Annotated in this window: 8 protein-coding genes, 1 pseudogene and 1 riboswitch; of the genes and pseudogenes, 7 read left to right on the top strand and 2 right to left on the bottom strand. The window is 71.5% G+C overall.

Going from position 1 to position 11,297, the window contains the following annotated elements; translation table 11 throughout:
- Positions 1-3: 3 nt before the first annotated feature.
- The 7 genes and pseudogenes from ACFVDM_RS12505 (at position 4) to ACFVDM_RS12475 (ending at position 9,172) form a co-directional block, all read left to right on the top strand.
- Positions 4-1,116 (top strand): AAA family ATPase, encoded by a 1,113-nt coding sequence (locus ACFVDM_RS12505; protein ID WP_383637027.1) that lies wholly within the window; start codon positions 4-6, stop codon positions 1,114-1,116.
- A complete protein-coding gene (locus ACFVDM_RS12500; RefSeq protein ID WP_383637023.1) occupies positions 1,113-3,932 on the top strand; it encodes a hypothetical protein in 2,820 nt (939 codons plus the stop codon). The genes ACFVDM_RS12505 and ACFVDM_RS12500 overlap by 4 nt, the downstream gene beginning before the upstream one ends.
- A gap of 80 nt (positions 3,933-4,012) precedes the next feature.
- Positions 4,013-4,422, top strand: a pseudogene (fecE, locus tag ACFVDM_RS12495) (Fe(3+) dicitrate ABC transporter ATP-binding protein FecE); the annotation flags it as partial.
- A gap of 312 nt (positions 4,423-4,734) precedes the next feature.
- A riboswitch (cyclic di-AMP (ydaO/yuaA leader) is annotated at positions 4,735-4,918 on the top strand.
- Between the two features lie 5 nt (positions 4,919-4,923).
- On the top strand, positions 4,924-5,820 hold the full coding sequence (locus tag ACFVDM_RS12490) for a transglycosylase SLT domain-containing protein (RefSeq protein ID WP_383637020.1): 897 nt from the start codon (positions 4,924-4,926) through the stop codon (positions 5,818-5,820).
- A gap of 207 nt (positions 5,821-6,027) precedes the next feature.
- A complete protein-coding gene (locus ACFVDM_RS12485; protein ID WP_383637017.1) occupies positions 6,028-7,506 on the top strand; it encodes an FG-GAP repeat protein in 1,479 nt (492 codons plus the stop codon).
- A 110-nt stretch (positions 7,507-7,616) separates the two neighbouring features.
- Positions 7,617-8,696: a dihydrodipicolinate reductase gene (locus ACFVDM_RS12480; protein WP_383637014.1), complete on the top strand. Its 1,080-nt coding sequence runs from the start codon at positions 7,617-7,619 to the stop codon at positions 8,694-8,696.
- Positions 8,693-9,172 carry a carboxymuconolactone decarboxylase family protein gene (locus ACFVDM_RS12475; RefSeq protein WP_383637011.1) on the top strand — a complete coding sequence of 160 codons (480 nt, stop codon included), beginning with the start codon at positions 8,693-8,695 and terminating at the stop codon, positions 9,170-9,172. Before ACFVDM_RS12480 ends, ACFVDM_RS12475 begins: the two co-directional genes overlap by 4 nt.
- 95 nt (positions 9,173-9,267) lie before the next feature.
- Here the strand turns inward: ACFVDM_RS12475 and ACFVDM_RS12470 are convergent, their stop codons facing one another.
- Entirely contained in the window at positions 9,268-10,908 is a 1,641-nt protein-coding gene (locus tag ACFVDM_RS12470; protein ID WP_383637008.1) for a GMC oxidoreductase, read from the bottom strand.
- A 127-nt stretch (positions 10,909-11,035) separates the two neighbouring features.
- Positions 11,036-11,206, bottom strand: a complete 171-nt coding sequence (locus ACFVDM_RS12465; RefSeq protein WP_383637005.1) for a hypothetical protein — start codon at positions 11,204-11,206, stop codon at positions 11,036-11,038.
- Positions 11,207-11,297 lie beyond the last annotated feature (91 nt).

The raw sequence follows: 11,297 nt of genomic DNA, 5'->3' as shown, positions 1-11,297 counted from the left end.
TCCATGTCCGACCTGTTGCGCGCCCCCGCCGAGATCAAGTACGCCGAGGAGCTGGCCTGGCTCGAATCCGTCGACGATCACCCCAAGCCGTTCTCCTGGCGGCTCTCCCCGAAGATGGTCCGCCTCTTCATCCTGGGCTCCGAGCGCTCCGACGGCCTCGACCGGGAGATCACCCAGAAGTGGTACGGCGACCGCAGCTTCGTCGAGCGCTCCATCGTCACCCTGGCCTCCGACCGGGGACTGCTGCTCATCGGCGACCCCGGAACCGGCAAGAGCTGGCTGGCCGAACTGCTCTCCGCCGCCATCTGCCGCAACTCCACCCTGGTGGTGCAGGGCACGGCCGGCACCACCGAGGACCACATCAAGTACTCCTGGAACGTCTCCATGGTCATCGCCAAGGGGCAGTCCCGCGAGTCCATGATCCCCTCACCGATCATGACGGCGATGGAGAGCGGGGCGATCGGCCGCTTCGAGGAGCTGACCCGCTCCACCAGCGATGTCCAGGACGCGCTGATCTCGATCCTTTCCGAGAAGTACATCTCCGTCCCCGAACTGGACAGCGACAACATCGTCTTCGCCAAGCCCGGCTTCTCCGTCATCGCCACCGCCAACAGCCGCGACCGGGGTGTCAACGACCTCTCGTCCGCGCTCAAACGCCGCTTCAACTTCGTACGGATCCCGGTCGTCACCAACAAGAAGAGCGAGGCGGAGATCGTCCGCTTCCGCACCGAGGAACTGCTGCGCCGGCACAGCATCGAACTGGACGTGCCGCCCACGCTCCTGGACGTCCTGCTGCGGAGCTTCGCCGATCTGCGGGCCTCGGCCGCGGCGGCCGCGAGCGACGACGAGAAGCTGGAGTCCTCCCTTTCCACCGCCGAGCAGATCGGTGTCCTGGAGGACGCGATCCTGCACGGCGACTTCTTCGGCGAACGCGACCTCACCGCCCGCACCCTCGCCTCCTCGCTCGTCGGCTCGCTGGCCCGGCGCGACCCCGAGGACCTGGCCATCCTCAACAAGTACCTGCACGGGGTCGTCGAGCCGCGCAGCAAGGAGGAGGGCGGTTCCTGGCCCGAGTTCCTGGAGGGCGGCCGCGACGCGATCGCCACGCTCTCGTGACCGCCCCCGACCGGCCCGGATTCGAGGCGCTGCGCACCCAGTTGCAGGACGCCGCCGCGACCTTCGCGGACGGCCCCGACGCCCTGGAGAGCATCCTCCTCGGCATCGTCGACGACGTGGACCGTGCCGTGCGCGAGCCGCTGGAGATCTTCCCGGTCTGCCACCACTCGCCCGCGTCCGCGCTCGCCATGGCCCGCCGGCTGCGGGAGAAGCAGCCCAAGGTGGTCTATCTGGAGCTGTGCGAGGACATGGCACCGCTCCTGCCCGAACTGCGCAACTGCACCCTGCCCGTGGCCGTCCAGGCGTTCGCGGCGGAGATCGACGGCTTCCCCGCCGAGTGGGCCCCGCTGTCGGTGGTCGCCCCCCTCACGGAGGCCTCCGCCGAATACCAGGCCATCGCCTACGCGCTGGACACCCCTGGCGTCGAACTGGTCCTGGTCGACCGCTCCTCGGACCATGTCTACCAGTGGGACGCGCGGGCCGAGCCCACCGGTGACACCGCCCCGCCCTCCGACGAGCCCACGGCGGCAGGGGAGGGGGAGACCAGGACCGAGGAGGCGGCGCTGCACGGGGACGCCGTGGGCGTCGAGATCGGCGACCTGCGCCCCCGCTTCGCCGAACTGGAGGAGCACCTGCTGCGCCACGGCAAGGTGCGGCACTGGTCGGAGTGGTGGCACCAGTACGTGGAACTGCCGCTCGGCGACGGCGACCACGACACCTACCGCCAGGTCATGCTGCTGATCGGCAGCCTGTTCCGGCATCTGGCCCCCGGCGACCCCCACCGGGTGCGGGTCGACGAGGACCGTGAACGCCATATGTGGAAGCGGATGCGAGACCACCTGGCGGCGACCGGGACCGACCCCGCCGACTGCCTCTACGTCTGCGGCGCCTTCCACGCGGCGAGCCGTGTCCCGGAGTTCGGCGTCCACGGCACCGACACCTTCGAGATCGGCCCGCGCACCGCCACCACCTGGCAGCACGGCCTGATCCCGTCCAGCCACGCGGCCATCGAGGCGCAGTTCGGTCTCGCCCCCGGCTCGGTGTCGATCGCCGCGTCCCTCTGGGCGAAGAACGTCAAGCGCACCCGCGTCAAGCCGTTCCGGCTGGCCGGCCAGAAGGGTACGAAGGCCGCGAAGTCGGCGAAGACGACCGTCCTCCCGGCGCCGGAGCCGGAGGCGCCCGCCACCGACCGGCTCTCCGGCTTCCTCGCCCAGGCACCGGTGCCGGACCGTTTGGACGAGGCCGAACTGCTCGGCTGGTGCGTGGAGATCGTGCGCGCCGCCCGGCGCAACGGCTATCTCGCCTCCACGGCCGACGCCATCGCGGTGTTCGAGACGTCGATCCTGCTGGCCGGGATGCGCGACCGGGTCCGGCCGACGCCGTACGACTTCCAGGACGCGGCCGTCACCTGCATCGAGAAGGACACCGTGCCGGGCCGGCGCGATGTGCGCCGCCTCGTGGAGATCATGATGGGCGGTGACCGGATCGGCCGGGTCGGCTACGACGCCCTGCCGCCACTCGCCCGCGACGTCCACGACCGGCTGGCCGTCCTCGGCCTCCGCCTCGAACAGCGCGGGGTCCGCCGGGCGCTCCTGGACCTCGCCTCCCGTCCGGAGCTGGAGCCGTGCTCCGACGTCCTGTGGATGCTGCGCCGGCTGATGCCGCCGGGCGCCGCCCGGCCCATCATGGGCGAACGGCGCCTGGGGGAGCGCTCGATCCAGGAGTCCTGGGACCTCGCCCTCGGCACCCATCAGCGCGCGCTGATCGAGCTGGGCTACGAGGGCGTCAGCATCGAGCAGGTCCTGGAACAGCGGCTGCGCCGCATCGCGTACGCGCCGCAGACCACGACGGCCACCGTCCTGGAAGCCGTCGAGGACGCGATCCTCCACCTGCGCAGCCGGCGGCTGGCCGACGAACTGGGCACCCGGGCCCTGGAGGTGCTGGCCGCCGAGCGGACCGTCGACGGGGCACCGGACGTGCTGCGCCGGATCCGCCGGCTGCTGGCGTACTACCGGACGGCCGAACCCGTCCTGCCCGGGTGGATCGAGGCCTTCGTCAAGACCGGCTACGCGCACTACTGCACCCTGCTGCCCACCGCGTGCGCCGACGAGGACGCCACCGTGGGACAGGTCGCGGCCATGCTCGGCTTCCTGTTCAGCATGGAAAGCCTGGCGCTCTCGCTGGGCTGCGACCGCGCCCAGCTCCGCCTGGCGCTGGCCCAGTCGCACCCGAAGGACCCCGCGAGGACCGCCCTGCTGTGGGCCGCGCAGGTCCAGCTCGGCCACCTCTCCCGCGACGAGCTGCGGGCCCGGTTCGCCGGACTGCTGGACAACCCCCTGGTCGTGCCGGCCTATCCGCGCTACCTGAGTGGTCTGGTGCATGCCCTGGAGCCGGTGCCCGCGCTCTGCGACCTCGTCGTGGAGGCGGTGTCACAGGCCTTCGGCCGGCTGCCCGACCCCGTGCTCCTGCCTTGGCTCCCGACCCTGATCACCACCCTGCGGGCGGGCGGCGCCGACCTCGCGCCGCTCCTCGTCCGCGAGGCCGGACGCACCTTCCCCGCCCGGCTGGCGGAGCTGGACGGCTGGATACCGCCGTGGCGCGCCCTGCCGGATGCCGTGGCCCCGCACCGGACGGACGCCGGCGGGGCACCCGGCCGCGTCCTGCTCGGCATCCACCGGGAGACGTGCGACGCGGTCGCCGCGCTGCTCGGCAGCGAGGAGCCGTGGGCAACCGCCGGTACGGGGACGACGGGCGCGGTTCTCGCAGGCAGGTATCCGGAGACCGCGTCGGCCGTGGGGGCGCTGCTGGAGGGCTGAGGGGCGGGGGCGGGAGCGGGCGAGCGGCGGGGAGACCCGGGGCCGGTGGGCGACGCCACCGTCCGACGCGAAGGGTAAGGGCGGGCGGCCGGCGCCGTTGCTGCCGGCTCGCGAGGGTCCCGGCCCAGCAGACCCCGGTCGTCCTGCTCGACGAGCCCACCATCGCCTTCGACCTCGACCACGCCGTCGAGGTGCTGGAACTCGTCCGCGAGGTCGCGGTGGCCGGCCGCACCGTCGTCATGGTCCAGCACGACCTGGCGGCGGCCGCCCGCTACGCCGATCTGCTCGTCGCCATGAAGGCGGCCGGATCGTCGCGTCAGGCGTTCCGCGCGAGACGGTCGACGACGCCCTGGTGAAGGAGGTCCACGCACTGGACGCGGACATCCTGAGCGCCCCCGGGGACGGCTCACCGGTCGTGGTCCCGCGCGCCCGGCCCGGGGCCTTCCGCCCGGCGTACTCCGGCGGAGCCACGCCACGCTTGGGTGAATAGTCCGAATCACGCAAATCATCCCGATCATTTCGATCGCGCCGATTGCCAACGGGGCCGTTCCGGGTGTCCGTTCGCCGGGTCACGCCCTCCAGTGGGTGGTCAAATCGCCCATATCGGACCCAGTGGCCAGCGTCACGTTTGCCGCCCCGGACGCAAGATCGCCAATTCCGGTTCCCTGGCACGCCAAGAAAAATGACGTCCCCGCATGTGGCCGGTGACACATATTGCGGTTCATTGATCTTGGAATTCGATAATGATCAGGAATTCCGGGCTTGTTCGGCCCGGACTTTCTCGCTTACGGTCACGGTCCATCCGGATGGAACGCCGAATCCTGCCGCCGTCCGGACACCCGACCACACACGTACGGCAGGAGCGGGGGAACCAGGTTTGCCGCCGGTCCGGAAATCCGGAGCGGCTAGGGGTGAAGTCGCCTTGTGCGACCGGACATCTCCAGTCCGAACCCGACAGCTCACCTCGCAGGCGACGGAGAGGAAAAGCGCCATGCCCATCGTGGGTAAGCACCGTCGTGCCAAGTCCACCGCCCTGACCCGCGGCTTCATCGCCGTGAGCACGGGCGGAGTCGTTCTCGCACTTCCCCTGATCGCCGCCGGATCGGCCTCCGCCGCCCCCGCCAAGACCGTCGTCGCCGAAAAGGCCGCGGCCCCGACTTCCTTCGCCGGCAAGGAAATCGCCGTGCGCAAGGCCGCGCCCACGACCTATTCCGTGGTCTCCGGCGATTCGCTCTACAAGATCGCCCAGGGGCATTCCCTCAGTGGTGGCTGGGAGCGTCTGTACAAGGACAACCGGAGCGTCGTCGGATCCAACCCCGACCTCATCCACCCCGGTCTGAAGCTCGTCGTCGGCGGCACTTCCGAGGCAGCCGCACCCAAGGCCGCCACCGGTGCCGAATTCAAGGCCCAGAAGGCCGAGAAGCCGGTGGAGAAGAAGGCCGAGGCCTCGGCCGACCGCGCCGAGAACACCGACCGCGCCGACCGCTCCGAGCGCACGACGGCCGCCCCCGTCGCCGAGGAGACCGTCGCTGCCGCGCCCGTCGCGGAGAAGACCGCCACCACGTACACCAACGACCTCGACGGCTGGATCAAGGAATCCCTCGCCGTCATGGCCGAGCACGGCATCCCCGGCAGCTACGACGGCATCTACCGCAACATCATGCGGGAGTCCACGGGCAACCCCCAGGCCATCAACAACTGGGACTCCAACGCCGCCGCCGGCACCCCGTCCAAGGGCCTGCTGCAGGTGATCCAGCCCACCTTCGACGCGTACCACGTCGCCGGCACCTCGCTGGACATCTACGACCCGGTCGCCAACATCACCGCCGCGTGCAACTACGCCGCCGCGACGTACGGCTCGATCGACAACGTCTTCGGCGCCTACTGAGCCACCGGGACACACGTCACCCGCCCGCACAGCCGGGCATGAACAGGGGTGGCAGGGAGCGGACCCGCTCCCTGCCACCCCTGTCCGCATGCCGTACAACCCTTGTGCCGCACCGGCCGTCGAACACATCGCCAGGAGGGTGACGGGCCCTTCCCGGCCACCCCCCTTCGGACTCCGCCCGGTCGCCTTCGAGCCGAGGAGCCGCTCGTGCGCACCCACCGTCCCGCCGCCGTCGTCGCGGCCTCGTTCCTCCTGCTGTCCGGGGCCGCCGTCGCCGCGCCCCCGGCCCACGCCGTCCCCTCCGCCGGCCTCCGCGCGGGCGACCGCGCCACGGACTTCGACGGCGACGGCTACGAGGACGTCCTCATCGGGGCCCCCGGCGGCACGGCCGGCGGCCGCACCGGCGCCGGTTACGTCACCGTGCAGTACGGCGGCCCCGACGGCGTCGGCACGGTCCGTGGTGCCGTCCTCGACCAGAACACCGCCGGCGTCCCCGGCGCCGCCGAGACAGGCGACGGCTTCGGCCGGGCCCTGGCCACCGGTGACCTCGACAGCGACGGGTACGCCGACGCGGTCGTGGGCGTACCCGGCGAGGACATCGAGCCACTGGGGGACGCGGGTGGTGTCGTCGTCCTCTGGGGATCGCCCACCGGCCTCTCCGGTACGGGCAGCGCCTGGCTGCAGGCCCCGGCACCCGCCGCAGGGGCCGCCTTCGGCAGCGCGCTCGCCGCGGCCCGTTTCAGCCCCGACATCCCTGGCGACCAGCTCGCCGTCATCGACCGCACCGACCTCACCCAGTTCCAGTACGACGAGCGGACCCGGAAGGCGCCCGCCACCCGCACCGGCCGTGTTCCCGGCACACCCGGGCACGAGATCGCGCCCCGGTCCCTGACCACCGGGGACTACGACGACAACGGCCTCGCCGACCTCGTCGTGTCCGGCCTCACCACGGGCACCGAGCCGGGGCACGGCCGCTCCGCCGTCCTGCTCGGCGAGGTCCAGGGGCTGCGCTTCGACCACGACCTGCGCGGCGGCCCCGCCGTCGCCTCCGGCGACATCGACCACGACGGCTACGACGACCTCGTCACCGGAGAGCCGTACAGCCCCGACGACGGCGGCGCCACCACGACCGGCGGGGTCGTCGGCGTGTACCACGGAAGCGCCGGGGACGGTCCGGTCGGCGCCGGCGGCCCCGGCACCCCGCCCGTGTGGTGGACCCAGGACACCCCCGGCGTTCCCGGTGGAGCGGAGGCGGGCGACGGCTGGGGCGCCGACCTCTCCGTCGCGGACACCGACGGGGACGGCTTCGCCGACGTGGCGATCGGGGCGCCCGGCGAGGACATCGGCACGGTCGCCGACGCGGGCGCCGTCTGGCTGCTGCGCGGCTCCGCCCAGGGGCTGACCGCCACCGGCGCCGCCTCCTGGGACCAGGACGCGCCCGGCATCCCGGGCGCCGCGGAACGGGGCGACCGCTGGGGCGGCCAGGTCCGGCTGTCCGACGACGACGGCGACGCACGGGCCGCCCTGCTCGCCGCCGCACCGGGGGAGAACACGGGCGACGGCATCGTCTGGATCCTGCCGGTCGGTCCCGGCGGGGTGACGGCCACCGGCTCCCGCACCTTCGACGCGGGCACCTTCGGGGGCGTGGAGAAGAGCGCCGGATACGGCGGAGCCATCGACGAGTAGCAGCGCCCGGCAGAGCGGACCGGGCGGCTCCGGAAGGCCGCCCGGAACCCGCTGAATCCGGTGCGCGACGGCACTATGAACCTTTCATCCCGCGCGCTACCCTCCGCCGCATGATTTCCACGGTGGTGTGGGGCACCGGCAACGTCGGCCGCGCGGCCATCCGCGCCGTCGACGCGCATCCGGCCCTGAAACTCGCCCATGTCCTCGTCCACGACCCCGCCAAGAGGGGCCGCGACGCCGGCCGGCTCGCCGGTCTCGACCACGATCTCGGCGTCACGGCGACCGACGACATCGACGCGGTGCTCGCCACCGCCCCCGGGGCCGTCGTCTACGCGGCCTCCGGCGACATCCGCCCCGACGAGGCCCTGGCCGACATCACCCGGGCCGTCGCCGGCGGCTCCGTCGTCGTCACCCCCGCCCTCTATGCCCTCTACGACCAGCGCGGCGCCCCGCCCGAACTGCGCGAACCCGTGCTCGCCGCCGTCGCCGGCGGGGGCGGCTCCCTCTTCGTCTCCGGCGTCGATCCCGGCTGGGGCAACGACGTCCTGCCCCTGCTGATCAGCGGCCTCGGCACCACCGTGGACGCCATCCGCTGCCAGGAGATCTTCGACTACTCCACGTACGACCAGCCCGACTCCGTACGCGACCTCATCGGCATGGGACACCCCATGGAGTACGAGCCGCTGATGCTCGCCCCCTCCGTCCCGACCATGGTGTGGGGCGGTCAGATACGCCTGATGGCACGGGGGCTCGGCGTCGAACTCGACGACATCCGCGAGACGATGGCCCGCAGACCTCTGGAGACGACCGTCACCACCCGCACCATGGGCGTGTTCGAGGCGGGCACCCAGGGCGCCGTCCGCTTCGAGGTACAGGGCATCGTCGGGGGCGAACCCCGCATCGTCATCGAGCACATCACCCGTATCCACCCCTCCTGCGCACCCGACTGGCCGTCCCCGCCCGACGGTTCCGGCGCCCACCGGGTGATCGTCGAGGGCCGCCCCCGCATCGAGGTCACCGTCGAGGCGGGCGACGAGGGCGAGAACCGCTCGGCGGGCGGCAACGCCACCGCCGTCGGCCGGCTCGTCAACGCCATCGACTGGCTGGTGGAGGCGGAACCCGGGCTCTACGACGCACTCGACGTGCCGCTGCGCCCCGCGACCGGCCGACTGGGAAGGAAACAGCCGTGATCATCGACATCCCCGAGGGCCAGGAGCCCATCGGCTACGTCTGGGGCGACATGGTCCCCGGCATCGGCATGGCCGCCGCGAACTTCTCGCTGTCGGTGTACGAACACACCACGCTCGGGCTGCGCGAGTTCGAGGCCGCCCGGCTGCGCATCGCACAGATCAACGGCTGTCTGTTCTGCCTGGACTGGCGCACCGAACGCGACGGGCACAAGGTCGAGGAGGAGTTCGCCGACGCGGTGACCGAATGGCGCACCACGGAGGCCTTCGACGAACGGACCCGCCTCGCGGCCGAGTACGCCGAGCGGTACGCGCTGGACCACCACGGACTGGACGAGGAGTTCTGGGCGCGGATGACGGCGCGGTACAGCCAGCGCGAGATCGTGGAACTGAGCATGAGCATCGGGTCCTGGCTGGCGTTCGGCCGGCTCAACCATGTGCTCGGACTCGACGCGGTGTGCGTGCTGCCGGGCCACTGAACGGGCTGCCGGCGGACAGCCCGGTCGCGGTGCGGAACCGTGGGGGAGGGCCGGTCACCGCGGGGCGGAGGCCGGTTCGCGTCCCGGTCCTGCGGTCACAGATCGGTGGCGATGATGTGCTCGATGTTCCGTTCGGCGAGCGCCGTGATGGTGACGAACGGGTTGACGCTGGTGTTGCCCGGGATCAGCGCGCCGTCGATGACGTACAGCCCCGGATGGCCGTGCAGACGGCCGTAGTTGTCGGTGGCCTCGCCGAGGACGGCGCCGCCGAGCGGGTGGTAGGTGAGGTGGTCGCCCCAGATCTTGTAGGTGCCGAAGAGATCGGTGCGGTAGATCGTCCCCTCCTTGGAGTTGATCCTGTCGAAGATCGTCTTCGCCATGTCGATGGACGGCTGCTTCCACGCGGTCTGCCAGTCGAGGTCGACGCGGCCCGCCGCGGCGTTCCAGGTGAACCGGGCGCGGTGCGGGTTCCTGGTGATCGACAGATAGAACGAGGCGAAGGTCTCGATCCCCGTCGGCAGCGGCGCCACCTCGGCGAACGCGCCCCCGGCCGCCCAGTTGTCGATCCCGCCGCACGGGATGCTGGCCTGGACCGAACCCGTCGGGTCCCAGAGATGGTTGGCCCGCCCGCACATGACGTTCCCGTTGTCGCCCCAGCCCGCTCCGACCGCGTCGTTCAGACCGGGCAGCAGCCCGGTCGCCCTGAACCGGGTCAGCAGTTTGCTGGTGCCGACACTGCCCGCCGCGAAGAACACCCTGCCCGCCGTGACGGTCTTGGTGCCCGCGACACTGCCGTCGGTGCGCAGTTCGTCGATGACGACGGTGTAGCCGCCGCCCGGCGCGGGGGCGACCGAGGTCACCTGGTGCAGCGGTGAGACGGTGACCCGGCCCGTCGCCGCGGCCTGCGCCAGATAGGTCTTCTGGAGCGACTTCTTGCCGTAGTTGTTGCCGTACAGGATCTCTCCGGCCAGCGCCGACTTCGGGACCGTTCCGGCCGCCTCCCGCTCCATGTAGTCCCAGTCGTACACATCGGGCACGAAGACGAAGGGGAAACCGGAGCGCTGGGCGTGCTTGCGGCCGACCCGGGCGTACGTGTAGCAGTCGGCCTTCTCGAACCAGGCCGGGTCGACGGTGGAGACCCCGAGACCGGCGTTGGCGCGCGGGTAGTACGTCGCGTACATCTCGTCGGCGTCCACCGTGGGCAGGATGGCGCCGAAGTTCTCCCGCTTGGGGGTGACGGCCATGCCGCCGTTGACCAGTGAGCCGCCGCCGACGCCGCGCCCCTGGTAGACCGTGATCCCGCTGAACTCCTCGGCGTCCAGAATCCCGGTGTAGCGCGGGATCGACCGGTCGATCGGGAAGCCGAGGAAGTTGCTGAGGGGCTGCTTGGTCCTGGTGCGCAGCCAGTACGAACGCGCGTCGGGCGAGGTGGTGTTGGCGAAGATCTTGCCGTCCGGCCCCGGGGTGTCCCAGGCCATCCCCATCTCGACCATGTGGACGTCGACCCCGGCGAGGGCCAGACGCAGCGCGGCCACCGAGCCGCCGTAGCCGGTGCCGATCACCAGGACCGGAACCTGCTGCCCGTTGCCGATGACCGGCGCGGTACGCGCCCGAGCCCGGGGGGCGGTGGCGCTCGTGGAGAGCGCCGCCGCCCCCAGAATGAAACCTGTTCTTGCGATGAACCCGCGACGGGATACTCCGCTGGACTCCTTGTCCGGTAAGCTTGTAGCCGCCATGTGACGTTCCTCACTCTCACTCGAATGGGAACGAGTTCTACTGGCGCATGCGTGAGAAGTCACTACATACCTGAGAGTAATTTCCCTGCCGCACGGGCTTCCGGGCCGGTCGCGCGGGGCTCCCGGGTCAGTTGTGGCCGAACTTCCGTTCGCGCTTGTGGGAGACCTGCTCGGAGATCGCCTTCGCCGGGTCGGACGCCTGGTCGGTGGACTTCTGGTCCTTGCTCTCCGAGGGGGCGCCGTACGCGTGGCCCCCGGTGCGGGCGCCGCGGTTCTGCCGACTCTGCTTCTTGCCCATGATCGTGCCTCCTCGACGGATCGCGGACGACGGGCACCCTTCAGATTCGCACGGCGGACGAACCCCCGCATGCCGGTGGGCCCCGTCCCCT

Origin of the sequence: Streptomyces sp. NPDC057682 (assembly GCF_042799575.1) — a bacterium.
Classification (GTDB): domain Bacteria; phylum Actinomycetota; class Actinomycetes; order Streptomycetales; family Streptomycetaceae; genus Streptomyces.
The sequence above is the reverse complement of the archived record's forward strand: the minus strand, read 5'-3'. Positions and strand labels throughout refer to the sequence as shown.